Raw genomic sequence first — 24,767 nt, 5'->3', positions numbered from 1 at the left:
TTTTCCAAGTTGAACTTCGTATGGCTACTCTTCATTTTACTTCGGAATATATATGAAAAATTTTGAAACTGCTGACAGTGCTGCAAAAATCTATGATTTAATAATAAAAAATGCCCCTATTGATGCATATATACTCCTTGATGTTGACGATACTATTATAACTCCTAAATCAAAAACTTTTAAGAAGCCACCTTATAATCAAATGATTGACAGAATTAAGGAAAATAAAAGTAATTATGACAATTATGAGGAAATTATCAGTAATTGGCGTCTGCAGCGAAAAGTAATATTAATTGATGAAGAGTGGGTAGAAGTTATAAACAAGCTCAAAACAAAGTTTCCGGTTTACGGTCTTACACAAATGAATACGGGAGAATTCGGCAATATTCCTTCTATGCAAGATTGGCGATATAAAGAATTAAAGAGTCTAGGTATAGAATTTTCAGATAATGAAGAATTAGCAATTTATAACTCAGGACAAAAGGATGATGTTATTTGTTATAAAGGGATATTCATAACAGGTAATCATTCAAAAAGCGGTACTTTATCAAAATTTTCTGATAAGTTAAAGGCTAGCTTTATTGTATTTGTTGATGATCGTACGAAGCATGTTGAAGATGTAAGAGATTATTGTAAAAAGAATAATATAGGTTTTTTAGGTATTTTATTTGATGGGCTTAAACATTTAACAGGTGAACCTGATCCAAAACTCGCCGAATTTCAAGAATCATATTTAATAGAAAATGCTAAATGGCTTGAAGATGAAGAAGCTTATGGGTTAATGGTCAGGAATAATTTAACTTTAAAGGATCACAATAATGATTATTAATATGTCTGATAAAGAATTCAGGCGATTAGAAGCTTTTAAAGAGCAAGTATTGCTGAAGGGATAGATGATTTTAAAAATAATAAAATACATGATTCTACTTGGGTGTATTCAGAAGTTTAAAAAATAAGATTGAGACCATTCCCGCATAGACATTATTGCATGGCTCGAAAAACCTACTCGATGTCATTCCCGCCTTCGCGGGAATGACATCAAAGTCATACAACAACGCCGCTTCTAGCTAAGAATAACATAAAAGAATCTAAGTAACCCCGATTATGGATAAGGAATAGAGAGGAAGGAAGGTTGCAAGAGTTATTAAACCTTATATAAATAGGGCACTGAAGGAGCAAAATAAAGGTTTAATAACATGTGTAAATATACTACAATATTTTGTATAGTAGATAAATTTTGTAAAATTTATGAGAAATGGGTAAAACATCAATTGCTGAAAAGTAATAAGCAAAGATTTAGAGAAGGTAAGCTTTCCTTAAGTGAAGAACTCTCAATAATGATTTTTACCATTTTAGTGCATATAAACATTTAAAAGCTTATTACCAAAACTTTATTATTAATGGTAATTTGTTCAGGAATCCACCTTGTTATGAGAGATTTGTTCAGCTTATTCCTTCATTATTTCTGCCATTGATTGTGATGTTACATTACTTAAGTGGGAAAAGAACGGGAATTTATTATGCAGATTCCACACATTTTGCAGTATGTAAAAATATCAGAATTAATTCTAACAGAACTTTTAATAATCTTGCAAAAATGGGACGTAGTTCTGTCGATTGGTTTTTTGGATTCAAGCTTCATATGATAATCAATGATAAGGGAGAAATTATTGCTGTTAAAATTACCAAAGGTAATGTTGATGACAGAATTGCATTTGAAGCAATGGTTATCAAAAAGGTCTAAAAGGTAAGTGTTATGATGATAAGGAGTTTATTTCAGAAAAAATGTTTACAAAACTTTATAAGCAAGGTTTAATAAAAATTACCGGAATAAGAAAGGATATGAAAAACTATTTATTACCTCTTTTGGATAAAATCCTTTTAAGGAAGAGATTCATTATCGAAACCATTTTTGGCTACATAAAAGAGAATTTTAATATTACTCCTTCCAGACATCGATCACCTATTAATTTCTTTACTTCTCTATTCTCTGCTCTTATTGCTTACCAACTTAAACCTAATAAACCATGTATTTCTTATCCATAATCGGGGTTAAATAAACATTCACTATCATTTTAAATTAAAAACTCTATATGGCTAAATCGTTTTAGGGTAAAAAGATGGTTTTATACAACCCTTAAAAAGACCTTATTGGCATTATTGTGTGGATACTGAGGCGTCATTGCGAGCAGCCGTAAGCGTTGTTGCGTGGATCGGAAAACGCACTAGGTGTCATCCCGTGGCTTGACCACGGGATCCAAAAAACTACTTAAAATATAGTATTTTTAACTGGATCCCGCGATCAAGTCGCGGGATGACAATGAGAATCCGATCCGTGCAACCCCTCTCCTCTCCTCGCAATGAGGATATCAACTACTTCGGAGCAATGCTAATATTTCTTCAATAACTCAAGAGCTTTTGCAAAATCTACTATATATTCTTCTTCTTTTTTTAAGTCTTTGATTTTTAAGCTATTATTCGTCTGCTCTTCGTCACCTATAAAAATAATAAGTTTAGCATTTTCATTAAGAACGCGTTGCATTCTTTTAGCTATTTTACCTAGGGGTTCTATGATAGTAGCAATATTTTCTGTTCGCAATTTATCTACAATTTCTAAAGCATAGCAAATATTATTTTCGCCTATAGGTAATACAAATACCGGCTTTACTTCAGATATATTATATTCTCGCATTAAAGCAATTCGCTCGATACCGGCAGCAAAACCGATAGCCGATACATCATCGTTATTACCCATGATTTTAGCAAGCCCGTCATAACGTCCGCCGGCTAGAATAGTAGATTGTGACCCAAGCTTTTTCGTAGTGAATTCAAAAGCAGTATGACAGTAATAATCAAGTCCTCTAACCAAACGTGGGTTTATAGTATATTCTACGCCTAAAATATCTAGATACTTTATTAACTCCTCAAAATATTCTTTAGACCCATCAGTGTAATATTCAGATAAAACCGGTGCGTTTGCTATTATTTTCTGATCGGTCTCACTTTTAGAATCAAGTATCCGCATTGGATTTTTGGATAACCTTATTTTGCTTTCTTCTGATAATTGATCTTTAAAATCATTTAGATATTCTACTAATTTTTGCTGATAAACGCTTCTTGATTCACTACATCCAAGAGAGTTAAGCTCTAAGGTAGTATCCTGCTCTATTTCGAGTGCTTTTAATATATCAACGGCTAACTTCAAAGTTTCAGCATCAGTAATTGCTCCTTTAGCACCGATATACTCATAATTTAGTTGGTGAAATTGTCTTTGACGCCCTGCTTGCGGTCTATCATAACGAAAAACAGGACCGGTAGAGAAGAACTTTAATGGTAATTTATGTTGTAATCCGTTTGAGATAAGGCTTCTTATAATACCTGCTGTAAATTCAGGTCGTAATGCTACGGAATCATTGCTTTTATCTAAAAAACTATAGATTTCTTTGCTGATTACGTCAGAGCTTTCACCCATCGAGCGGTTAAAGACTTTAGTATACTCCAAAATAGGAGTACTCATTTGCTTATATCCGTACAATACTCCAACATCTCTTGCTTTATTAATTATATAGTCGTGAACTTTATAATCATCCGGCAAAAGATCTTTCATTCCTCGGAGTGGTTGCAGCTTTTCAGTCATTTGCTTAATTTTGTGGTTTTGTGTGGATTAACGTCATTGCGAGGAGGCGTTGTTGCATGGACCATTTTATGTCATCCCCGCGAAAGCGGGGCCCCAGTAAAATCTAAAAAAACTTGTTTTTTAGACTTATTTTACCAAATATGTATCAATATTGAAGTTATTTTTCTGGATCCCCGCTTTCGCTGGGATGACATCGAGTAGGTTTTTCTATCCACACAACAATACCTTGCGAGGAAAGGCAAAGCCTCGACGTGGCAATCTCAGGAATTTTTTACTACTTCATGAGATTGCCACGCTCCTTTCAGTCGCTCGCAATGACGACTCGGGTATCAATGCAACAACGCCGAGTTGACCACGATATCCAGTTTTTTTTTTTATTTTTTCTAGATACCGTGGTCAAGCCACAGTATAACATACGTCCCTAATTTTGCTCTTCTTTCATAAAGAACGATCTTATAATATATAAAACAAATATCGTAATAAACCAATATATTAACGCACGACCTGCCGTTAATATATTAAAGTTTCCTTTATATATTTCATCACCATACATTTGTGTAAGTAATAGATAGATACAAGCAAACAAAATAAACGGTGCAATAACAAATACTATAGGACATTTAAATGCTCTTTGAGCAGTCGGTAATTTTATCCTAAACATCATTACTATTATTGCTACAACAATATAATCAATAAGTGCTCCCATTGAAGTTAATTGCGTTATAATTTCAGTAGGACAAAAACCTCCTAAAAACGCTGCAAGTGCAGAGAATATTATAATCGTAACATATGGGCTATCATATTTAGGATGCAATTTTGCAAAACTTTTCGGTAGTAAACCGTCACGTGCGATAGCATAAAAAATACGAGAAGTACCGTAAATATTCATCATCAACACCGTCATCATACCACAAACCGCTCCGGTTGAAACAATTGCTGAACCAATTTTACTATTATTGATAGTTAAGGCATAAGCAAGCGGACGATCATTATTTAGCTGATCAAAAGGAGCTATACCGGTAACTAAGCCTGACATTACCACATATACTAAAGTAGTTAAAACTAGTGATCCTATAATACCGATCATTATATCACGCTTTGGATTTTTACATTCTTCAGCTGCAGTTGCAATTGTTCCAAATCCCGTAAAAGCTAAGAACAAAATAGAAGAACCCATCACGACTCCACCGAAACCGAAAGGCATAAAATTACTCCAATTAGTAGCATCAAAATGCGGAGCAGCTGCCACAACAAAAGCAAATATTGCTGCCATTTTTACAAAAACTAAAATAGCATTTATTTTTTTACTATCTTTAGTACCTAAAAATAAAATAAATCCAATAAATGCCGAAATTAAAAATGCCGGTAAATTTATTACTCCACCATTTGAAGGTACGGTAGTTAAGGCTTTTGGTAAATATACTCCGCCTGCTTCCAATATTCCTTGTATATAACCTGACCAACCGGCAGCTACTATTCCAGCAGATACTCCAAGCTCTAATATTATAACGCTACCGATCATCCAAGCGAATACTTCACCGAATGCAACATAAGAGTAAGTATAAATACTGCCGGAAGTCGGAAGCATAGCAACAAGTTCGGTATAAACAAGTGCGACGAAAATACAGGTAATACCGGCGATCATATAAGATATCATCACTGCAGGTCCTGAAAATTTAGCGGCAATTATACCGGTAACAACGAATACGCCCGTACCAACCATTGCACCAAGACTCAGTAATATTAAATCGAATGCTCCAAGCGTCTTACTAAGACCGCTTGAGCTACCTATCTCTTTTACTGATTCAAAACTTTTCTTCTTAAAAAAACTCATTATTTTCTCCTGTTTTAGTGAGCTTATTTTTTTGTGAATTGTGTCATTGCGAGCGACTAAAAGGAGCGTGGCAATCTCAGGAGGTCTAACTAGATTGCCACGTCGCTTCGCTCCTCGCAATGACGCAATTACCTCATATCCCTAGTAATCCATCCGCCGCCAAGTACCCTCTCTCCAGCATAAATAACGCATGCTTGTCCAGGGGCGACGGCTTTTTCTTCGGATAAAAATTTTATCTTCATTTTATCATCACCGAGTTTACTTATTTCGGCTAAACGAGGCGGTCTTGTTGAGCGGATTTTAACGGCTACTTCTAGCTTTTCGTTATCTTTAGTCTCATCTGCAAGCCAATTCACGTCTTTAATTATAAACTCCTGCACATGTAATGCAGACTCCGGTCCTACATATACTATATTGTCCTTAGGATCAATCTTTACTACATATAAAGGCTTTTTATAAGCTATACCAAGCCCACGACGTTGCCCTATAGTGTAATTAATTATACCACTATGTTCTCCTAGCTCAAACCCGTTTACGTGAACAATCTTACCGCTTTCGCTGCTACCGGGACGTATTTTATTTATTACGCTCTTATAATTCCCGTCAGGTACGAAGCAAATATCTTGGCTATCCGGCTTATCCGCTACCTCAAGCCCAAATTTACTAGCAAGCTTTCGTGTTTCATCCTTAGTAAGTCCTCCAAGAGGAAAGCTTAAATATTCTAATTGCTCTTTAGTTGTCGTAAATAAAAAATAACTTTGGTCTTTTGCCGGATCAAGCCCTGTATGTAATTCCGCTCCATTATCACCGTTTATTTTTCGTACGTAATGACCGGTAGCAAGCTTATCTGCCCCAAGTTCTCTAGCCGTTTTAATTAGATCCCTAAATTTTACCGATTTATTACATTGCACGCATGGAAGCGGTGTTTCACCTTGTAAATAGCTATCGACGAAATTATCTATTACCAACTCTTTAAATTTGCTCTCATAACCAAGTACGTAATGGGGAATACCTAGCTTATTTGCTACCATTTTAGCATCGTAAATATCCTGACCGGCACAACAGGTATTTTTTTTCCCTACTGCCATACCGTGATCATATAGCTGCAAAGTAATACCTATAACATTATGTCCCTGTTCATGCAACATTGCGGCAACCGCCGAACTATCAACCCCGCCTGACATTGCGACAACTATAGTAGACTGCTTATCCCCTAAATTAATCATACCAACCTTAAACAAACAGCAAATTATACTAAATTTATAATTAAATTACAACACTATCTTTTAATATATTAAAATGCTATAATTGGCGTTGTCTAATAATTATCGATTTCGTCATTGCGAGCAGGCATTGTTGCGTAGGCCGATAAAATCCACTGTGTCATACCGTGGTCAAGCCACGGTATGACATCGCACGCATTTTTTGATCCACACAACAAGACACATAGCTTAAAAAATTATATGTTATTTAAAATATTATACAAAACAGTTATTACATTAGCTCTAATTTATTTTCTACTGATTATTTTAGAATATGCACGTCAAGGTTTTATTAATGACCTATCATTACAAAAAGTAGATTTATCTATTCAGAATTCTATAAAGGAGCCTATTTATTTAGTTTCTTATGCCGACGGTCCGGAGTATGTTTATCGTAATCAAAATGCAACTACTCATTATGCGATTAATAAAGGTATAGATTTCATATTTAACTATAAGAAAAAGCATATAAATCAAGCATTTTTAGAAAAAAATCAAGAAATTTTTAATGAACCTGCAGGAGCGGGGTTATGGCTATGGAAGCCTTATATTATACTTGAAACAATGAAAAATGCACCGGAAGGAGCTATTATAGTATATTTAGATTCAGCATTTGTTATTAAAAAGCATATTAGTAATTTAACAAATCTTTTAGGCGATAATGATATATTACTGGTACATGATCGCAATCGTAAAAACGGTAGTTTTGTTAAAGGTGAAACTTTTGCTTTAATGGATTGTCTTACTGACGAATGCAGAAATGACGATCACATTTGGTGTGCCGTTATTATTGTACGTAATACCAAGCTTTCTCGTTCTTTTATTGAAAAATGGCTAAAAAGTTGTGAAGATATTAGAATTCTTTCAGGCAAAGATTATAATATTTACCCTAATTACGATGAATATAAATGGCATCATTCCGACCAATCGGTACTTAGCCTTATATATCACAAAAATCCACAATCGGTTAAAGTAATAGAGTATGAAGAAACAACACCTTCTTTATCTTGGTTTCACCGTAAATATTCAAATAGCTCGCCGTTAAAGCCTTGGTATAGCATATACGGTATAGATCCTATAATTAACCTTAATACTAACGGCAAAGTTTTACCTTCTACTGCTCTTATAAATACTCCGCCGATTGTTAGACTTCGTAAATGGGTTATTGAACATCAATGATGGACTTTGTTGCATGGCTCTTGAAAAACGCTCCGTTGTCACCCCGTGGTCAAACCACGGGGTGACAGCTATAGTTCTCTTACTTTAAAGAAACTATAAGATAAAGTAAGTACTTTAATGTCTTGCATTTCAGGATCAAGCTCAAAATCCTTATCTATATAAAATGTAACCGGCATTAAGACTTTTTCGCCGGCTTTTAATAATTGTTCTTCAAAACAAAAACAATGAATTTTTACGAAATATTTTCCTGCTTTATTTGGAGTAACATTATATACGGAAGTACCTATTATATCGTTATCACTTAGATTCTCCGTTTCATAGAACACTAGAGTATTCTGCCCCGGAACAATTTGCACTCTTTGCTGCCTTGGGATAAAACGCCAAGGCAAATCTTTATCAACATTAGCATCGAACTCGATAATTATAGGTTTAGTGCCTTTTACCTTAGAATATACACTCACCGTTTCTTTTGCAGTAGTGCCGCCATATCCTGTAACTTTACAAAATAAATTATAGATAGGTACGGAAGCAAAGCTTAGTAACACCATGCTAATTATTAATCCCAGCAAGGAAAAAGCTAAATTTTTATTGGATTTTTTAGACATTATTTGATTTTATTTAAAAATACTCTAGAAAAAGTTTATTTTAGATCATATATGTGTTAGTATAAAGAAAAATAGTTTTTAAGGTTAGTATGACTAATAATATTAATGCATTAGCAATTTCTAGCGAATCAGGATTTTATAGCTACTTACAGAAAATCAATAAAATTCCTTCACTTACGCAAGAAGAAGAATTTTTATTAGCGAAATCCTATTTAGAAGAGAATGATTTACAAGCTGCACATAAATTAGTAACGAGCCATCTTAAGCTTGTTGCAAAAATTGCAAGCGGCTATAGGACTTACGGTCTTCCTATTACCGAATTGGTTTCAGAAGGTAATATAGGTTTAATGCAGGCAGTAAAAAAATTCAATCCCGAACTTGGTTTCCGCCTATCAACATATGCGATGTGGTGGATTAAAGCAGCCATACAAGAATATATATTAAAATCTTGGTCATTAGTAAAGATGGGAACAACGGCCGCACAAAAAAAATTATTTTTTAGTCTTAATAAAGTTAAGCATAAAATTACTAATTTATACTCAAGGGCTATTACTACCGATGATTTTGCACAAATAGCAGATGAGCTAGGCGTTTCGGTTAATGAAGTTTCCGAAATGAATACTAGAATTTCAGGTCCTGATTTATCGTTAAATAACTCTATAAATAGTGACGATGCAGAATCCGGAGAGTTAATAGAACTACTACCGGAAACACGCCCTACTCCCGAAGCTATGGCTATTAATAAGCAAAATTCTACCAGTAAAAGGAAGTTACTATCAAATGCTATGAAGATTTTAAACGATAGGGAACTTCGTATTTTAACAGAGCGTAAATTAACAGATACTCCTAAAACTCTAGATATTCTAAGCAGTGAGTATAATATTTCTAAGGAACGTATTAGACAAATAGAAAATACGGCTTTTGAAAAAATAAAGAAGTTTATTTTAAACCATAGTAGAGAAGTAGCTTAACTTCATTCCTGCAGAGGTATGACCTTGTTGCACAACTCGTTTATGTCATTCCCGCGAAAGCGGGAATCCAGTAAAAAAATGATAAAAACAAAGAAAATTATATGAAAATTTAGTATATAATTTGCTTAAAAAACTGGATTCCTGCTTTCGCAGGAATGACATTAGTTCAGCACACCTGACCATTCCGGATCAGAAGCATCTGCCGGTGTTATAATTTCTCTTTCATTATGACCTGTTAGATCAATTGCAAAAATTTTATTCTTTCCTGGAGCTTTAGCTCTTGAAGGCCAACCTTTAGCAAACATAATAACTCGTCCGTTAGGCGACCAACAAGGGCTTTCGACTAAATACCCGCTTGTTATTATCCTTTCGCTATTCTCATCATCTTGGGGGCATGCTTTCATAATTCCGATATTAAAAGTTTTTCCTCCGTCTCCTCTAGTAATCTTAGTAAATGCTATATAATCTCCTCTAGGCGACCAGCTAGGAGCAGTGTAAGAACCTCCACCAAAACTAATACGCTGAACGTCACTTCCGTCCGAATTCATGATATACAATTGAGGTACACCGTTTCTATCGGAATTATACACAATTTTTTTACCGTCCGGTGAATAGCTAGGAGAGGTATTAATACCAAATCCGTCAGTTAATTTATGAAGCCGTTTAGTAGCAAGGTCGATTTCATAGATATGCGTCGAGCCGTTTTTAGCTATCGACATTACAGCTTTTCTACCGTCCGGTGAGAATCTAGGAGCAAAAGATATACCGGAAAAATCACCTACTACACTTTCTTTGCCTGTTTTTAAATCTTTTTCATAAACAAGTGCTCTTCTTTTGGTAGCATATGAAACATAAAAAATCTTATCCGCCGAACGAGCAAATCTTGGGGTTAAGACTAATGACTTTCCATTGGTAAGGTATTTATTATTAGCCCCGTCATAATCCATCAAAGCAATTCTTTTTATTTTCGGTAAAGAACTGCTTTCTGATACATACACTATTTTGGTATCAAAATAACCGGCATCACCGGTAATTTTTTCATAAATTTTATCGGCAATTTTATGTGCCGCTCTTCTCCATAAGGTTTCAGGTACTTCAAGAATTTCACCGGCGAGCTGTTTTTCAAGCAATGTATCCCATAATATAAAGCTAATTTTAAGTTTACCGCTTTCTAGTTTCTTAACTTCACCATTTACTAAAAGACTAGCATTAATTTGACGCCATGCAGCAAAAAGCGGTTTATATTCTATTCCTGTCTTCTCTTCTATAAAAGATGCAGAGGAAATAGGACGGAATAATCCCGAAAGCTTTAAATCATTAGAGATAACTTTAACCACATCGTGACCTACTACGTTATCAGTAGAACTACCAGCATTAAATTTATTTACTGCTATAGGCGTAGGGTCGGCTCGCCCATGCTCAATATTTATTGTTTCAAGTGCATAACCGGTAAAGCTAAATAATAGTGATAGTATAAAATATATAATATTTCTCACTCAAAATACTCCTTTTTATCAAAATCAAATTCCGTCAGTACGGTGTCATCCCGCGACTTGATCGCGGGATCCAGCTTGCAACACTATTATAAGTTATTTTTTTGGATACTGCGATCAAGTCGCAGTATGACATTAAAGGTTACTAGATTCCTGCTTTCGCAGAAATGACATCCACTACCCAAAAATCTTCATTAATTCTTCCCATTCTCTTTTAGTCATGCCGCTAGTTTCATGGGTAACTTTTTCACCTTTTATCATTCTTTTAATTACATCTAAACCTTTACGTGAAATATTCGCTCCCTGCAAACGATATTCCTCAAAAGCTTCGTAAGTAAAAGGTACCCAAGCTTTAACTATCTCAAGCATTTTTTCGGCATAAACTCTAATTTCATATTGTGCGTGAGGGGCGGCACGCAACCTTAAGAAATGAAGTAAATTATGTAAATTAATCTTCCAATACCATTCCGTATAATAATTTAAAGTTAAATTCATACGAGCAAGCTCTCTTGCTATCCCTGTGGCGTTCTCATCTATAATATTACCTTCTTCATCGGCATTCATCAATTCCTTATAATGCCCGTAGCACTGTCTAGCATCTTCCTCTAAAATTGCAAGGACCTTTTCAGCCACTTCTTTCGGTAAGCTATCCCCTTCCCTACATTGTTTATTTACGGCAGATTGGGAAGCAATATTTGCCGGTTCAGGTAAATAAAATTCGTTGCCTAAAATAGAATACCTTGCAGAATATTCGTTAACGCTAGCTGTTCTATGCCTAATCCATTGCCTTGCAATAAATATCGGTAGTTTAATATGGAACTTGATGTCACACATCTCAAAAGGAGTGGTATGATAATGACGAAGCAAGTAGTTTATCAGCCCTTTATCTTGGTTTAATTGCTTCGTACCCTTACCGTAAGAAACACGAGCTGCTTGTACTATAGCACTATCATCCCCCATATAGTCGATAACTCTAATAAAGCCGTGATCTAAAACTTTTATAGGCTCATATAAGATTTCTTCAAGTGCCGGAACTGTTACTCTTTTTGTGGTGTTGTGCATTCTATTTATCCTTTATGTTTTTCTTTAAATTAACCTTTCCGATGTCATTCCCGCTTGGTATTGTTACGTGGATCAATTTCACCTCTGTCATGCCGTGGCTTGACCACGGGATCCAAATACTAAAATTATTAGTATTTTTTATTGTTTTTCTGGATGCCGTGGACAAGCACACGGCATGACATTTCATGACAAATAACTATATAAATTTTTACCGTTTCTTTTTAGCCATAATTTTGCCGGTTGGTATTCAGGATATATATCCTCAACTAACTGCCAAAAATTTTTGCTATGGTTCATTTCTTTTAAATGTGCCATTTCATGAGCTACTAAATATTTTAGTACTTCAAAGGGGGCAAAAACTACCCGCCAATTAAAAGCAAGATTCCCTTTGCTACAACAACTCCCCCAACGGCTAACATTTTCCATTATTCTAATATTAGAATAAGTCAAATTATGTTTTTTGGATATATTCTCTACTATTATTTTTATTTCTGCTAATAATTTCTTTTTAAGGAATACTTCTATACTAAGTTTTTTTAGTACCTTACTGCAATACACTTCTAACGTAGAATCATTTAGTTTTATCTGATTTTTAGACGAATCAATATGTATTATTTCATAAGATTTACCCAAAATAGAAATCTTATCTTCATCCTTTGGTATCTCAGTTACATTACGACGTAATTTTTGCCTAACCCAATATTCTTTACTTAATAAAAAATTATGACCTTTTTCGACTTTTACCTTAAGAGGTAATACAAGCTCTGCACCTTTAGACGTAATTCGGATGGCTATATTTTTAGCTTGGCTACTCCTCCTTACTATAACATTTTGAGGTTCGCCGTATTTGGTAAGAGTAATAAAATCTTCCATTTAAAATTCTATATATTTGCTTGGATCAACCGCTATTTTGTTTTTACGCATCGCAAAATATAACTTATGTTCTACATGTCCGATAACACTATTTTTAGCAATTTTATCACCTTTTTTAAGTAACAAATCGTCTAAACTCGCATATGCTACTTCCAAATCATCTTTATCTAACTTAACTATTACTAAATTACCGAATTGTTTATTAAAGCCTGAATATATTACCGTTCCTGCAGCAATAGATTTAACTTCGCTATATTCTTTAGCGGCAATATCTATCCCTTTACTTTTACCGGCTTTAAACTCGGTAATAATTACCCCATTTAACGGTTTTACAAAATTTAATTGTTCTATCGCTTCTTCATCTTCGTCTTCATTCCGAAATATAGGAATCTCAATATTATCATTATCATCTTCTATAATTTTTGCCTTTGGTTCTTCGAGTCTACCACTAACTTTTTCTGATACGGGATCGTCTTCCATAGTTCTTTGAACTATCAACCCCTCGTCGTGTTCTAGTTCGGTAGAATTATTATTTGCAGTAACATCTCCTACTTTATACTCAATTGGAGCCGGTGGCTGATCAACACAAGAAACTAAACAAAAACATATAACGATACTAAGTGCAACAGGATATTTCATATATTTAACAAAACTATTATTTACATTAGAAAACAAATCTTACATAGTATATAATTTTTATCATTATTTGCCATCAAAAAATTAACTATGAAAACTTATAATATTGTCATAGCTAGTGATCATTCAAGTTATGAGCTTAAGTCTGAAATTATCAATTATTTAGAGCAGAAATCTCTAAAGATTTATGACTGCGGAACGAATAATACACAAACCGTTGATTATCCTGATTATGCTAAGAAAGTAGTAGATATTATTATTGAAAAATTAGCACCTATCGGTATTTTAATTAGTGATACGGGGATTGGTATGTCTATAGCTGCTAATCGTAGCTCGGAGATAAGAGCCGCTTTATGCAATGATATATTAACTGCCGAAAATGCTAAAGCTCATAATGACGCTAATATTTTGATACTCGGAGCAAAAACCGTAGATCACAAAATAGTATTTGATATTATAGATAAGTTTTTAACTACCAAATTTGAAGGCGGCAGACATAGCACCCGCCTATCAAAGATAAAGTAGTTTTATATAGATAGACGTCGTCATTGCGAGTGGGCATTGTTGCATGGATATAAAAAAGCACTCGGTGTCATACCGTGGCTTGACCACGGGGTCCATAAAAACAACTAAGAACACTAATAATTTTAGTATTTTTAACTGGATCCCGCGATCAAGTCGCGGGATGACAATTAGGAAACTGGTCTACGCAATAAAGCCTATATCTGATAAACTAATATATAACTTTGCTTAATATGAATCTTCAAGAGTTTAAACAAAAATATAATTACGATGTTGCAACGAAAATGATGCAGCAATATCTAGACATTAAATTTGCTCATTTAGATTGTTTATTATTATTTAGAATGGGTGATTTTTATGAGATGTTCTATGAAGATGCAATTCTAGCAAGCAATGTACTTGGCATTGCTTTAACAAAGCGAGGCAAAAACGGCGAAGAAGAAATTGCGATGTGCGGAGTACCTTATCATGCTCTTGAGAATTATTTAACTAAGTTAATTGAAGAAAATTATAAGGTTGCTATTTGTGATCAACTAGAAACACCCGAAGAAGCAAAGAATAGAGGCGGTTATAAAGCGGTAGTTACTAGAGACGTCACACGTATTATAACTCCAGGAACTATAATTGAAGAAAATCTAATTGCTTCAGCAGAACCTAATTATTTAGCAAGTCTCGTAATACCAAAAAATAAAGAAACGGCTAGCCTTTGTTATGTTGATCTTTCTACTTCCGAAATTTTTGTAGTTAATGTACCGGAAGCCGAAATTCTTAATGAACTTGCCCGTTTAAAACCTCGTGAAATTTTACTTAGCGAAAATCTAAGATCTTCTAATCTTGCGGATAGTATTTTTAAACAATTAAATTTTCGTATTACTTATCAAGTTGATAGTTTTTTTGCAGTTAATAAATGTGGAAAAATTATTTTAGATTTTTATAAAATGAAAGATATTAAAGGAGTTGGAGAAATATCTAGCAGTCAAATTTGTGCCATAGGTAGCATTTTAGAATATTTATCGTTAACGCAAAAACAAAATATTCCTCATTTGCCAATCCCTAGAATTATCAATTTTCATAGCTATATGACTATTGATTTTGCAACTAGACGCAATCTTGAAATTGTAACAAACTCACAAGGCAGCTCGAAAGGAAGTTTACTAAGCACCCTTAATCATACGGTTACTAAACAAGGCGGACGTTTACTATATAATTTTCTTTCAAGTCCTTTAACCGACATTGCTAAAATAAATCATCGTTTAAATATTACCGAGTTCTTTTATTCCAACTTAGAAATAGTAAAAAGAACTAGAGAACTTCTAAAAAAAACTAGTGATATAGAACGCTGCTTAACCCGTATTACGATGAACAGAAGTTCGGGTCGTGATTTACTTAGTATTAAATATACCTTGGAAACTGCAACGATTATTAAAGGAGTATTTTTTGATGCTTACGGTTTTAATTTGCCTGATTTTATTGAAAAAATTATTAAGCCACTGTCAGGTAATGAAGAGTTATATAATTTAATAGATGAAACAATACGGGAAAATGCACCGAATAATTTAAATGAAGGGGGTATAATAAAACATGAATATCATCCGAAAGTAGCACAATTACATGATTTAATTAATAACGGAAAATTACATATTGAAAAGCTAAAAGAGCAATATCGCAAAGAAACGAGAATAGACAGTTTAAAAATATCCCATAATAATGTTATAGGGCTTTTTATCGATATAACTGCTAAAAATGTCAATAAAATCACCGATTCCAAATTTATTCACCGTCAAACCACAGTTAATAATGTCCGCTACACTACTGCCGAATTACAAAAGCTTGAAAGCGACTTAGTCAATGCCAAAACCTTAGTAATAAGTTTAGAAAAAGAATTATATGCGGATATTTGTAGCCAAGTAATTGAAAAAGCTTCCTATTTACGAATACTTGCAAGCTCTTTAAGCGGACTTGACGTATTTTGTAATTTTGCTTACATCGCTGATGAATATGATTATGTTAAGGCTGAATTTACCGATGATTTAAGCTTTGACATCGTTAAAGGACGGCATCCTGTAGTAGAGAAAGCACTACAGCAAGAAAGCAAAAGCTTTGTATATAATGATTGTCATTTATCGGAGCTTGAGCGTATTTGGTTAATTACCGGTCCTAATATGGCAGGTAAAAGTACTTTTTTACGTCAAAACGCCATTATTGCAATCATTGCTCAAATAGGTTCGTTTGTGCCGGCTAAAAGTGCTAAAATAGGAGTAGTCGACAAAATATTTAGCCGAATAGGTGCTGCCGATGACTTAATTAAGGGACAATCGACCTTTATGGCAGAGATGCTTGAAACCTCAGCGATTCTTGCCCAATCTACAAAAAACTCACTAATCATACTTGATGAGGTAGGTAGAGGGACATCCACTTATGACGGGGTATCTATAGCATGGTCGGTGCTTGAATATATCCATGATAAGCTAAAATGTCGCTGTTTATTTGCAACGCACTATCATGAGCTAACCGTTATGAGTAATTTCCTGCCGGCTTTGCAAAATTATACTATTGCTATTGAGGAGTCAGGTAAAGATATTCTATTTTTACATAATATTATATCAGGCGCTGCCGATAGGTCTTACGGTCTTCATGTTGCGGCTCTTGCCGGTCTTCCTGCAAGTGTTATAAACAGAGCTGAGCAGATTCTGCTTAAATTTGAAAAAACTTCTACAGGTAAAGGAAAAAATATATTATCGACGGAATCAAATAATTTGAGTTTGTTCAATCTTGAGTCTAATAAAACTACTATAAGCAACAAATTAGATGAAAAATTTAGAACTATAGATCCTGATAAACTATCCCCTAAAGAAGCACTTGAGTTAATTTATGAGTTAAAGAAGTTGGTTTGATGCGAGTTTGGCAGTGTCTGCGTGGATCGAAAAACGCGTTCGATGTCATCCCGTGGCTTGACCACGGTATCCAGAAAAACAACTAAGAACACTAATAATTTTAGTATTTTTAACTAGATCCCGCGATCAAGTCGCGGGATGACATTTTTGCCTCCCTTTCCAATAAATATTTACTACAGGCTACAGGCGAAAAAATTAGGATTAGCGAAATTTTCTTTGCCGTAAGTAATTTCTTGTCCATGCGTATCTAACCCCGATTATGGATAAGAAATACATGGTTTATTAGGTTTAAGTTGGTAAGCAATAAGAGCAGAGAATAGAGAAGTAAAGAAATTAATAGGTGATCGATGTCTGGAAGGAGTAATATTAAAATTCTCTTTTATGTAGCCAAAAATGGTTTCGATAATGAATCTCTTCCTTAAAAGGATTTTATCCAAAAGAGGTAATAAATAGTTTTTCATATCCTTTCTTATTCCGGTAATTTTTATTAAACCTTGCTTATAAAGTTTTGTAAACATTTTTTCTGAAATAAACTCCTTATCATCATAACACTTACCTTTTAGACCTTTTTGATAACCATTGCTTCAAATGCAATTCTGTCATCAACATTACCTTTGGTAATTTTAACAGCAATAATTTCTCCCTTATCATTGATTATCATATGAAGCTTGAATCCAAAAAACCAATCGACAGAACTACGTCCCATTTTTGCAAGATTATTAAAAGTTCTGTTAGAATTAATTCTGATATTTTTACATACTGCAAAATGTGTGGAATCTGCATAATAAATTCCCGTTCTTTTCCCACTTAAGTAATGTAACATCACAATCAATGGCAGAAATAATGAAGGAATAAGCTGAACAAATCTCTCATAACAAGGTGGATTCCTGAACAAATTACCATTAATAATAAAGTTTTGGTAATAAGCTTTTAAATGTTTATATGCACTAAAATGGTAAAAATCATTATTGAGAGTTCTTCACTTAAGGAAAGCTTACCTTCTCTAAATCTTTGCTTATTACTTTTCAGCAATTGATGTTTTACCCATTTCTCATAAATTTTACAAAATTTATCTACTATACAAAATATTGTAGTATATTTACACATGTTATTAAACCTTTATTTTACTCCTTCAGTGCCCTATTTATATAAGGTTTAATAACTCTTGTAACCTTCCTTCCTCTCTATTCCTTATCCATAATCGGGGTTATCTAAAATATTACCGCCGCCGGCTTTAATTAAAGCATGACCTGCCGCTATGTCCCATTCCATGGTTTGACCAAATTTTGGATATATATCAGCTGCTCCTTCAGCAATTAAGCATAGTTTAATTGAACTGCCTATTGCATTTATTTGACCGAATGAATATTTACTTAAAAATTCTTTAGTAGCTTTATTTAAATTATAAAAACCTATTACCGCGTTAAGCTCTTCATGTTTAAATTCATGATTAACAAATATTTCTTTAGAATTCTGTTCGATTTTTAACCGACCGTTTACATCAGAATATAGCTTTGCTGTTTCAGGGTGTATATCAAGCCGATGGTTGGAAAACCGTTTTCAATAAGCCCCTATATTTACCGTATATGTACTTTTACCGTTTACATAGCTCCGTGTCCCGTCAATAGGATCAATTAACCAAAAAGTATCACTGCTTAATATAGGTAGCGGCTGCTCTTCAAATACTATAGCTATTTGAGAAGTTAAGGTTTGTAGAGTTTGATAAATTATTTTACTAATTTCCTTATCGGCATTAGTGACTACTGACCCATCTGATTTAGTATCAGTCAATATTCCTGCCTTTTTTATATCTAATGCAACCTTACCGGTATTAATAATTAAATCTTTTAAAGCATTAATTAAATTGTCATTCATAATTATTTATTTAACATCTTTGCAGCTGTATCATCTTCTAACCACTGACCGGTATTTAAAAACGTAGATTGCTGCAACTCAGCGATTTGATGATCAGGTGACCCCGGTAACATTTGCCATCCCAAATATTCAATTCCATAATACCCTATATCAACCATACTTAAATAAGAGTCCATATTTTCTAAATCTTTTTTATTATTTGCAAAAATTACTATTTTTTTAGGTTGTTTTGGTATAATTTTTAAGAACTCTATAAGAGTTTTTACTCTATTTATATTACCGGTAAATATTATACCTAAATAAAAAATAGGGGCTCCAGCATCGCTTGGATTAAATCTAAATACATCTTTATCATTAACCTTATTAGTAAAATTAATATTGAGTCCGTAAAGTAAGGTATATAACCATCCTTCATAATTTTCAATTAAATTACATGGAACCGTTATTTCTTGAAGACCTAAAACTGTTGCACCTTGCTGTTTCATCTTATTAATTAAATCTACCCACTTAGATTCAACAAGCATCATTTGACGCTGCACTATCAATTTTGCAATAGTTTTATTAACTGATGCGTTATCCGCTGCAAGACTATATAAATATTTAGTAAAATTTATATAAGAATTATCCTGATATCGAAATAATTTGGATTTCGGTGTTATAATAGTATTATCTATATTTATAAGTACCAGCGTATCTGCATCTATCTTCGGTAATAAATTTTTCATTGTTACTGAATCTACGGAGTAAGTAGGAATAATTTGACCGTAGCCCGCATACGAAATAACTAAGCAAAGTAAACTCAATAAAACTTTATTTATTCGTGTCATAAGGATTTTTACCTTTCGCATTATTATTCTTTAAAGGTGGATTATTTCTTTTTAGCTTATTTATTTGAGGTATTAAATCACCAATGGTTTTATTATAATATGCAGCATCTTTATTTTCCGGGGTATTTTTATTATTATAATGATAACCAATAAATAATATATTAGAACTATAACTATTAAGTTGAAATTCCATTGAGCTTAGCAATTCTACGCTACTACTAATCATTATAAAGCATTTCGGTATAAAATTCATTTGAACAAGGAAATTGATCATCATTTCCGCTTCCGATATATTATTACTCGTCAATATACCCTTATAAAATACCGGATAAGTATTAGCAAAACTGTCTAAATTATTAAAAATAATATAATTATTGTTTGGAAAACTATTTGAAAAATCAATATCGAAATTTTTCTTTAAATAATCGGCAAACCATATTTCAAATTTAGGAATATTATTAAAATTACCGGTAAAGCCATCATTTACTGCTATTATAGGGATTTTGCTATTACTCATTTCATTTACAAAATTTGGAAAATCAGATTCTTGTAATTCTTTCTTATAACTATCATTAGTTAAAATCAATTGATTTATATAAATAGCTTTTGGATTTTTATTAAAATTACGCAAAAGAGGAGTTAGTGTAAGATAAATATCTTTATCAATTTGTTCACCAATAGGCACTAAAGACTTAAACAAAAATTCATCTAAAACCGTTACTACTAATAAATCCTGAGGTACATAATTTTTATTATAATTTTCTTTAAAATCTTGTTTTATTTTATCTAAGTTATCTACTTCGATAATCTCTGCACAAGCTATAGACGTAATAAATAATATTAGAATAAATATATATTTTTTAAACATTTATGGTTCCGTTTTTTAAAGGTAGCGTGTCATACCGTGGTAAAGCCACGGTATGACAATTGTTATATATTAGTGTTACCACATCATACTTCTAATATCAATCCATATTAAACTATAATATGGTAAATATGTTTATGTTTGAAAGTTTTTTTAGTTCGCTTGGTGGTACTGTTGGAAATGCATTTGGCGACGGCATATTTTCAAGCGTGGGAAGATTTGCTGGTAAAATGCTCGGGGAGTATTTAGATCAACTAAATCATGAACCGATAGAATATGATAATATTAAAAATTTCAAAGAAAGCTTTAAGTACGTAACGGCAAATTATGGCGAAGCTATACCTCTAATTTTCGGTACTGCAAGAGTTAACGGAAAAATAATTTGGGCAGACACAATAAAAGAAGTCGCAAATAGTACCCGTCATAAAGAATATTTCCATTATTTTCATAACTTAAAATCCGTTACTAATTTCACTGAATATAGCTATTTCTTTTCTTTTGCAGTTAGTATTTGTGAGGGAGAAATTACTGAAATTAATAGAGTATGGGCGGGTGATGAAGTTATAAATTTAGGTAAGTATAATTTTAGATTATATAAAGGATCAGAAACGCAATTACCTGATCCTTTAATTGAAACCAACTTAGGTATCGGTAAAACTCCTGCTTGTAGATCACTTAGCTATATAGTATTTGAAGAATTATTTCGGCAACATTATTCCACATTGCTCATTTGAGGTAACAAGAAAACCAAATATTTATTTACCGAGTAATTATGCAAAAGTTGAAAATTTAATCAGTAGCATTAACATGATCCCGGAATCAGGGGAATTTGTTTACGATACGGAAGTTCAATATAAAACTCAAGAAAGTTCTTACGGCGGTGTTATAAGCCATGAGGCTATTAACTCCTATAATCATTATAATATTGCAGATAGCGTATTTAGTCTTAATCAGCTGCAAAACACCTGCCCTAATATTAAATGGATAGCACCTGTAGTTTCTTGGTTCGGCGATAGTTTAAGATATAGGCTATTGCAGCATAAAACCGGCTATAGAGTTTAACGACCCTCTAACCTCATATTCATGCACTTGGCAAGTCGGTAGTTATAATAGAGAGAATGCTAAAATTATCTCTAAAGATTAGCGTGACAACCCTCATTACGGCGGCACGATTAATGATGCTAGTTTAGTGCGTTACTTAACCGAGTTAAAAAGACGTAATTTAAAAATTATGTTTTATCCAATGTTTTTCATGGATTTATCAGATAAACCGTGGCGTGGACATGTAACAGATTCTGCAAATGCAGTAAGCAATTTTTTCATAAAGCGGACGGTTATAATAATTTCATCCTGCACTACGCACGACTTGTTAAAGATTATGTCGATGCCTTTATAATCGGCTCGGAGCTGATCGGCATAACTTCTATAAAAGATGCAGCCAATAATTTTCCGGCAGTAAGCGAGCTTTGTAATCTTGCACATTTAGTAAAAAAATAGTAGGAAGTAATGTACAAGTTACTTATGCTGCCGATTGGTCGGAATATCATCGCACTAGCGGTGGCTGGTATAATCTAGATCCGTTATTTACCTCCCCTTATATCGATTTTGTAGGTATAGATGCTTATTTCCCTTTAACTAGTTCTTTAAGTTCTCAGATAACTAAAGAAGAAATTATGAAAGGTTGCCGTTCAGGCAAGGGTATGATTATTATTTAGACGGTAACGGTAATAAACAGCCTCTATCTACTGCTTATGCTTGGAAGAATATAGGGTATTGGTGGGAAAACCATCATTATAATCCTGATGGGAATCGAACGGCTTGGGAGCCGAAAACGAAAAAAATATGGTTTACCGAGTTTGGATTTCCGTCAATAGATAAAGCTCCAAATCAGCCAAACGTTTTCTTTGATCCTAAATGCACGAATGGCGGTAGCCCTAAATATTCCTCGGCAGGTACGGATTTCTCTGTACAACGCACGGCTATTAAAGGATTTATAGAATATTGGCAAATGCAAGAATATATAGAAGAAATGTTTTTATGGACTTGGGATGCACACCCCTACCCTGCATGGCCACACGGTAATATTTGGAGCGATAATCATTTATGGGAAAAAGGACATTGGATTAACGGTAAGTTCGGAGTTTGTAGTCTTGCCGAGATAATCCTTGAGCTATCTGCTAGAAGCGGTATTGACCTACAAAAAATCGATATTTCTACTATTGACGAAGTGGTAGACGGTTTTATTTTGAATAAAATTTTATCTACAATAGATGTTATTAATTCTCTAAGAATATTTTACTTTTTTGATATGATAGCAAGCGAATGTGAAAAAATTAAATTTCTGAAGCGAGGAGCAGGTAATTTAGAGTATCTAAGCAGTGAGAGCTTAATAAAAATTTCAGATAATAGTTATTTAAAGCAAACGGAAATACCTGAAGAAAATATTATTAGCAAACTTAGTATTAATTTTATCGATAGGTTTAATAATTATACTAATTCCTATTGTTACATAAGTAATGAAGCAGGTTCAAATAGTCCAACCCTTAACGTCAAAATCCCTATTATCTTATCACTACCCGAAATAGAGAGGATAGGAGGATTAATTTTAAAAAATGCTTCTATTGAGAGCAAAGTAATTAAATTCCTAATACCAGCAATCTTTCATGGATTCAAACCAAGATAATTTATCTTCTTATTATTTGCCTACTGCAAATATTTTATCCGGTTTTGAGAAAACCGTAAATGAACAAGCTAAATGTATTATACTTGACTTACCTTTTAATATAGTATAGGGAAATGATCAGCCTTATCTAGCAGTTTATTTACAAAGTAATATTAATGAAGCCTTATATGTATCTACAGACGGCAGAGATTATACCAAAATAGCAAATTTAACTAATCGAACTTTCATAGGAAGCGTAGTGGGTTTTGCTTCTGATAATATTACTATTAATTGTAAAAATTTTGAAACGCTAGTTAATTATGATTGGAATTTGGCAGCTTTCAGTCTAGAAATTATAAAATTCAAAAGATGGGGGAAATTAGATACCGATACTTATAAAATAAGCGAAATAGTTAAAGGCGAATTTGCAACGCAAAACTTAATTCACTCTCATTTTCATCATGAAAATTTTATTTTACTTAAAAAGAATTTTAATATCATACCCGTAGCTAAAAAATATATTTTAAAGTCGGTAACCTATCACCTATAGAAATTACTTTCCAAAACAAAGCAGGGTTATAGGTTTGCATAAAGGAATAGAAAAAATTACGGACGGTTATTTCAATTCCTCAATCTCTCTTTCGGTTAAACCTGTAAATTCAATAATTTCATCTAAAGGCTTATTTTTCCTTAACATTTTTTTTCACCATCTCAGCTAATTTCATTTCACCAATTTGTATGCCTTTTTCTATACCTTCTTGAAGCCAATGATGTGCAATACTTCCCATAATCTTCTCTTCTACTTTAGGATTTAAACATGTTTTAAGCATATTTTCTAACTCTATTTTATCAGTTTGATCTATTTTAGTCAAAGAGTAACTCAAAGCACTTTTTATATAATCAACACCAGTATTAGAATTAGCAATTATTGTCAAACAACTAGATATTTCTTGCCATTTATCAAATAAATTAGTTTTGTGAACATATTTCATTAGAATCTGTAAAACAGCTAGCCAAGAATTTTCTTTTAATTTCTCATCAGGTATATTTTGTAAATCTATAAGTTGATAATCATTGCTCCAAGTAGCTTTTACTAATTCACTATTTTCAAATAAGTCCCATAAATTTAAAGAAGCAGTATATTTTTGATTATCATTAAAAAATACTAACGGATATATAAACGGAAATTTCTTGGAACTAGGATACAAATTCGAGTACCACTCAGCGATATTTAACATAACCCCGATTATGGATAAGGAATAGAGAGGAAGGAAGGTTGCAAGAGTTATTAAACCTTATATAAATAGGGCACTGAAGGAGTAAAATAAAGGTTTAATAACATGTGTAAATATACTACAATATTTTGTATAGTAGATAAATTTTGTAAAATTTATGAGAAATGGGTAAAACATCAATTGCTGAAAAGTAATAAGCAAAGATTTAGAGAAGGTAAGCTTTCCTTAAGTGAAGAACTCTCAATAATGATTTTTACCATTTTAGTGCATATAAACATTTAAAAGCTTATTACCAAAACTTTATTATTAATGGTAATTTGTTCAGGAATCCACCT

At 33.1% G+C, this 24,767-nt stretch carries 26 protein-coding genes and 4 pseudogenes; 15 read left to right on the top strand and 15 right to left on the bottom strand.

What is annotated here, in order from left to right; genetic code table 11:
• Positions 1–52: 52 nt before the first annotated feature.
• From RMONA_RS03995 to RMONA_RS03985, 3 genes are all read left to right on the top strand, one after another.
• Entirely contained in the window at positions 53–829 is a 777-nt protein-coding gene (locus RMONA_RS03995; RefSeq protein ID WP_023507760.1) for a DUF2608 domain-containing protein, read from the top strand.
• A 651-nt stretch (positions 830–1,480) separates the two neighbouring features.
• Complete coding sequence (locus tag RMONA_RS03990; RefSeq protein WP_023507103.1) at positions 1,481–1,744, top strand: transposase; 264 nt, start codon at positions 1,481–1,483, stop codon at positions 1,742–1,744.
• Between the two features lie 41 nt (positions 1,745–1,785).
• Positions 1,786–2,046: a transposase gene (locus RMONA_RS03985; RefSeq protein WP_023507102.1), complete on the top strand. Its 261-nt coding sequence runs from the start codon at positions 1,786–1,788 to the stop codon at positions 2,044–2,046.
• 154 nt (positions 2,047–2,200) lie between these two features.
• Here RMONA_RS03985 and RMONA_RS11440 read toward each other — a convergent pair.
• The 4 genes and pseudogenes from RMONA_RS11440 to mnmA form a co-directional block, all read right to left on the bottom strand.
• A pseudogene (locus tag RMONA_RS11440) lies at positions 2,201–2,319 on the bottom strand (YgfZ/GcvT domain-containing protein); the annotation flags it as partial.
• Positions 2,320–2,389: 70 nt separating this feature from the next.
• Positions 2,390–3,637, bottom strand: a complete 1,248-nt coding sequence (gene hisS, locus RMONA_RS03980; RefSeq protein WP_023507758.1) for a histidine--tRNA ligase — start codon at positions 3,635–3,637, stop codon at positions 2,390–2,392.
• A gap of 421 nt (positions 3,638–4,058) precedes the next feature.
• On the bottom strand, positions 4,059–5,471 hold the full coding sequence (locus RMONA_RS03975) for an amino acid permease (RefSeq protein WP_023507757.1): 1,413 nt from the start codon (positions 5,469–5,471) through the stop codon (positions 4,059–4,061).
• Positions 5,472–5,599: 128 nt separating this feature from the next.
• Positions 5,600–6,697: a tRNA 2-thiouridine(34) synthase MnmA gene (gene mnmA / locus RMONA_RS03970; RefSeq protein ID WP_023507756.1), complete on the bottom strand. Its 1,098-nt coding sequence runs from the start codon at positions 6,695–6,697 to the stop codon at positions 5,600–5,602.
• Positions 6,698–6,934: 237 nt separating this feature from the next.
• On the opposite strand from mnmA, the gene RMONA_RS03965 reads away from it, so the two are divergent.
• Entirely contained in the window at positions 6,935–7,912 is a 978-nt protein-coding gene (locus RMONA_RS03965) for a hypothetical protein (protein ID WP_037231370.1), read from the top strand.
• A gap of 68 nt (positions 7,913–7,980) precedes the next feature.
• Here the strand turns inward: RMONA_RS03965 and RMONA_RS03960 are convergent, their stop codons facing one another.
• Positions 7,981–8,517 carry a cytochrome c oxidase assembly protein gene (locus RMONA_RS03960; protein ID WP_008580370.1) on the bottom strand — a complete coding sequence of 179 codons (537 nt, stop codon included), beginning with the start codon at positions 8,515–8,517 and terminating at the stop codon, positions 7,981–7,983.
• A gap of 89 nt (positions 8,518–8,606) precedes the next feature.
• Here RMONA_RS03960 and rpoH point away from each other — a divergent pair, with 89 nt between their 5' ends.
• Positions 8,607–9,488 (top strand): RNA polymerase sigma factor RpoH, encoded by an 882-nt coding sequence (gene rpoH / locus RMONA_RS03955; RefSeq protein WP_023507754.1) that lies wholly within the window; start codon positions 8,607–8,609, stop codon positions 9,486–9,488.
• A 161-nt stretch (positions 9,489–9,649) separates the two neighbouring features.
• Here the strand turns inward: rpoH and tolB are convergent, their stop codons facing one another.
• Positions 9,650–10,984: a Tol-Pal system beta propeller repeat protein TolB gene (gene tolB / locus RMONA_RS03950; RefSeq protein WP_023507753.1), complete on the bottom strand. Its 1,335-nt coding sequence runs from the start codon at positions 10,982–10,984 to the stop codon at positions 9,650–9,652.
• A gap of 174 nt (positions 10,985–11,158) precedes the next feature.
• On the bottom strand, positions 11,159–12,043 hold the full coding sequence (gene thyX, locus RMONA_RS03945) for an FAD-dependent thymidylate synthase (protein ID WP_008580374.1): 885 nt from the start codon (positions 12,041–12,043) through the stop codon (positions 11,159–11,161).
• Positions 12,044–12,057: 14 nt separating this feature from the next.
• On the opposite strand from thyX, the gene RMONA_RS09615 reads away from it, so the two are divergent.
• Entirely contained in the window at positions 12,058–12,222 is a 165-nt protein-coding gene (locus RMONA_RS09615; protein ID WP_172643943.1) for a hypothetical protein, read from the top strand.
• 4 nt (positions 12,223–12,226) lie between these two features.
• On the opposite strand, the gene RMONA_RS03935 is transcribed toward RMONA_RS09615, so the two are convergent.
• The gene (locus RMONA_RS03935) at positions 12,227–12,916 is read right to left on the bottom strand and encodes a M48 family metallopeptidase (RefSeq protein ID WP_023507751.1); all 690 of its coding nucleotides are present in this window, start codon (positions 12,914–12,916) and stop codon (positions 12,227–12,229) included.
• Positions 12,917–13,591 (bottom strand): murein hydrolase activator EnvC family protein, encoded by a 675-nt coding sequence (locus RMONA_RS03930; RefSeq protein WP_037231368.1) that lies wholly within the window; start codon positions 13,589–13,591, stop codon positions 12,917–12,919.
• Between the two features lie 51 nt (positions 13,592–13,642).
• On the opposite strand from RMONA_RS03930, the gene rpiB reads away from it, so the two are divergent.
• The 3 genes from rpiB to mutS are packed head-to-tail and all read left to right on the top strand — an operon-like array spanning position 13,643 to position 16,968.
• Positions 13,643–14,077, top strand: a complete 435-nt coding sequence (rpiB, locus tag RMONA_RS03925) for a ribose 5-phosphate isomerase B (RefSeq protein ID WP_023507749.1) — start codon at positions 13,643–13,645, stop codon at positions 14,075–14,077.
• 43 nt (positions 14,078–14,120) lie between these two features.
• Positions 14,121–14,306 carry a hypothetical protein gene (locus tag RMONA_RS10325; protein WP_242402877.1) on the top strand — a complete coding sequence of 62 codons (186 nt, stop codon included), beginning with the start codon at positions 14,121–14,123 and terminating at the stop codon, positions 14,304–14,306.
• A 1-nt stretch (position 14,307) separates the two neighbouring features.
• Positions 14,308–16,968 carry a DNA mismatch repair protein MutS gene (gene mutS / locus RMONA_RS03920; RefSeq protein ID WP_023507748.1) on the top strand — a complete coding sequence of 887 codons (2,661 nt, stop codon included), beginning with the start codon at positions 14,308–14,310 and terminating at the stop codon, positions 16,966–16,968.
• A gap of 257 nt (positions 16,969–17,225) precedes the next feature.
• On the opposite strand, the gene RMONA_RS03915 is transcribed toward mutS, so the two are convergent.
• The 5 genes and pseudogenes from RMONA_RS03915 to RMONA_RS03895 all read right to left on the bottom strand — a co-directional run bounded on the left by RMONA_RS03915 (position 17,226) and on the right by RMONA_RS03895 (position 20,538).
• A complete protein-coding gene (locus RMONA_RS03915; RefSeq protein WP_023507102.1) occupies positions 17,226–17,486 on the bottom strand; it encodes a transposase in 261 nt (86 codons plus the stop codon).
• A 41-nt stretch (positions 17,487–17,527) separates the two neighbouring features.
• Entirely contained in the window at positions 17,528–17,791 is a 264-nt protein-coding gene (locus tag RMONA_RS03910; protein ID WP_023507103.1) for a transposase, read from the bottom strand.
• 368 nt (positions 17,792–18,159) lie between these two features.
• Positions 18,160–18,843 (bottom strand): annotated as a pseudogene (locus RMONA_RS03905) (3'(2'),5'-bisphosphate nucleotidase CysQ family protein).
• Between the two features lie 2 nt (positions 18,844–18,845).
• Positions 18,846–19,691, bottom strand: a complete 846-nt coding sequence (locus RMONA_RS03900; RefSeq protein WP_037231353.1) for a DUF2608 domain-containing protein — start codon at positions 19,689–19,691, stop codon at positions 18,846–18,848.
• Positions 19,654–20,538 carry a DUF2608 domain-containing protein gene (locus RMONA_RS03895; RefSeq protein ID WP_023507745.1) on the bottom strand — a complete coding sequence of 295 codons (885 nt, stop codon included), beginning with the start codon at positions 20,536–20,538 and terminating at the stop codon, positions 19,654–19,656. The genes RMONA_RS03900 and RMONA_RS03895 overlap by 38 nt, the downstream gene beginning before the upstream one ends.
• Positions 20,539–20,672: 134 nt before the next feature.
• Between RMONA_RS03895 and RMONA_RS11195 the strand changes: the two are divergent.
• The 6 genes and pseudogenes from RMONA_RS11195 to RMONA_RS03870 form a co-directional block, all read left to right on the top strand.
• Positions 20,673–20,918, top strand: a pseudogene (locus RMONA_RS11195) (host specificity protein); the annotation flags it as partial.
• 424 nt (positions 20,919–21,342) lie between these two features.
• Complete coding sequence (locus RMONA_RS03885; protein WP_023507743.1) at positions 21,343–21,597, top strand: hypothetical protein; 255 nt, start codon at positions 21,343–21,345, stop codon at positions 21,595–21,597.
• 210 nt (positions 21,598–21,807) lie between these two features.
• A pseudogene (locus tag RMONA_RS11435) lies at positions 21,808–22,250 on the top strand (baseplate megatron protein TIM-barrel domain-containing protein).
• The gene (locus tag RMONA_RS03875; RefSeq protein WP_023507742.1) at positions 22,217–23,218 is read left to right on the top strand and encodes a baseplate megatron protein TIM-barrel domain-containing protein; all 1,002 of its coding nucleotides are present in this window, start codon (positions 22,217–22,219) and stop codon (positions 23,216–23,218) included. Before RMONA_RS11435 ends, RMONA_RS03875 begins: the two are co-directional and overlap by 34 nt.
• Positions 23,199–23,327, top strand: a complete 129-nt coding sequence (locus RMONA_RS10910; protein ID WP_023507741.1) for a hypothetical protein — start codon at positions 23,199–23,201, stop codon at positions 23,325–23,327. The genes RMONA_RS03875 and RMONA_RS10910 overlap by 20 nt, the downstream gene beginning before the upstream one ends.
• Positions 23,328–23,456: 129 nt before the next feature.
• Positions 23,457–23,747, top strand: a complete 291-nt coding sequence (locus tag RMONA_RS03870) for a hypothetical protein (protein WP_023507740.1) — start codon at positions 23,457–23,459, stop codon at positions 23,745–23,747.
• 130 nt (positions 23,748–23,877) lie between these two features.
• On the opposite strand, the gene RMONA_RS11430 is transcribed toward RMONA_RS03870, so the two are convergent.
• Positions 23,878–24,405 (bottom strand): Rpn family recombination-promoting nuclease/putative transposase, encoded by a 528-nt coding sequence (locus RMONA_RS11430; protein ID WP_242402798.1) that lies wholly within the window; start codon positions 24,403–24,405, stop codon positions 23,878–23,880.
• Positions 24,406–24,767: the final 362 nt, after the last annotated feature.

The organism is Rickettsia monacensis, assembly GCF_000499665.2.
In the GTDB taxonomy this organism is placed as follows: domain Bacteria; phylum Pseudomonadota; class Alphaproteobacteria; order Rickettsiales; family Rickettsiaceae; genus Rickettsia; species Rickettsia tamurae.
Note: the sequence above shows the minus strand (reverse complement) of the source record. Positions and strands in the feature narration are given on the sequence as shown.

What these genes read in the sequence shown, in the direction of transcription:
- RMONA_RS03995 (WP_023507760.1), top strand. Translation starts at nt 53, where the DNA reads ATGAAAAATTTTGAAACTGCTGACAGTGCTGCAAAAATCTATGATTTA.
- RMONA_RS03990 (WP_023507103.1), top strand. Translation starts at nt 1,481, where the DNA reads ATGTTACATTACTTAAGTGGGAAAAGAACGGGAATTTATTATGCAGAT.
- RMONA_RS03985 (WP_023507102.1), top strand. Translation starts at nt 1,786, where the DNA reads ATGTTTACAAAACTTTATAAGCAAGGTTTAATAAAAATTACCGGAATA.
- hisS (WP_023507758.1), bottom strand. Translation starts at nt 3,637, where the DNA reads ATGACTGAAAAGCTGCAACCACTCCGAGGAATGAAAGATCTTTTGCCG.
- RMONA_RS03975 (WP_023507757.1), bottom strand. Translation starts at nt 5,471, where the DNA reads ATGAGTTTTTTTAAGAAGAAAAGTTTTGAATCAGTAAAAGAGATAGGT.
- mnmA (WP_023507756.1), bottom strand. Translation starts at nt 6,697, where the DNA reads ATGATTAATTTAGGGGATAAGCAGTCTACTATAGTTGTCGCAATGTCA.
- RMONA_RS03965 (WP_037231370.1), top strand. Translation starts at nt 6,935, where the DNA reads ATGTTATTTAAAATATTATACAAAACAGTTATTACATTAGCTCTAATT.
- RMONA_RS03960 (WP_008580370.1), bottom strand. Translation starts at nt 8,517, where the DNA reads ATGTCTAAAAAATCCAATAAAAATTTAGCTTTTTCCTTGCTGGGATTA.
- rpoH (WP_023507754.1), top strand. Translation starts at nt 8,607, where the DNA reads ATGACTAATAATATTAATGCATTAGCAATTTCTAGCGAATCAGGATTT.
- thyX (WP_008580374.1), bottom strand. Translation starts at nt 12,043, where the DNA reads ATGCACAACACCACAAAAAGAGTAACAGTTCCGGCACTTGAAGAAATC.
- RMONA_RS09615 (WP_172643943.1), top strand. Translation starts at nt 12,058, where the DNA reads ATGTTTTTCTTTAAATTAACCTTTCCGATGTCATTCCCGCTTGGTATT.
- RMONA_RS03935 (WP_023507751.1), bottom strand. Translation starts at nt 12,916, where the DNA reads ATGGAAGATTTTATTACTCTTACCAAATACGGCGAACCTCAAAATGTT.
- rpiB (WP_023507749.1), top strand. Translation starts at nt 13,643, where the DNA reads ATGAAAACTTATAATATTGTCATAGCTAGTGATCATTCAAGTTATGAG.
- RMONA_RS10325 (WP_242402877.1), top strand. Translation starts at nt 14,121, where the DNA reads ATGGATATAAAAAAGCACTCGGTGTCATACCGTGGCTTGACCACGGGG.
- mutS (WP_023507748.1), top strand. Translation starts at nt 14,308, where the DNA reads ATGAATCTTCAAGAGTTTAAACAAAAATATAATTACGATGTTGCAACG.
- RMONA_RS03915 (WP_023507102.1), bottom strand. Translation starts at nt 17,486, where the DNA reads ATGTTTACAAAACTTTATAAGCAAGGTTTAATAAAAATTACCGGAATA.
- RMONA_RS03910 (WP_023507103.1), bottom strand. Translation starts at nt 17,791, where the DNA reads ATGTTACATTACTTAAGTGGGAAAAGAACGGGAATTTATTATGCAGAT.
- RMONA_RS03900 (WP_037231353.1), bottom strand. Translation starts at nt 19,691, where the DNA reads ATGCGAAAGGTAAAAATCCTTATGACACGAATAAATAAAGTTTTATTG.
- RMONA_RS03895 (WP_023507745.1), bottom strand. Translation starts at nt 20,538, where the DNA reads ATGTTTAAAAAATATATATTTATTCTAATATTATTTATTACGTCTATA.
- RMONA_RS03885 (WP_023507743.1), top strand. Translation starts at nt 21,343, where the DNA reads ATGATCCCGGAATCAGGGGAATTTGTTTACGATACGGAAGTTCAATAT.
- RMONA_RS10910 (WP_023507741.1), top strand. Translation starts at nt 23,199, where the DNA reads ATGGATTCAAACCAAGATAATTTATCTTCTTATTATTTGCCTACTGCA.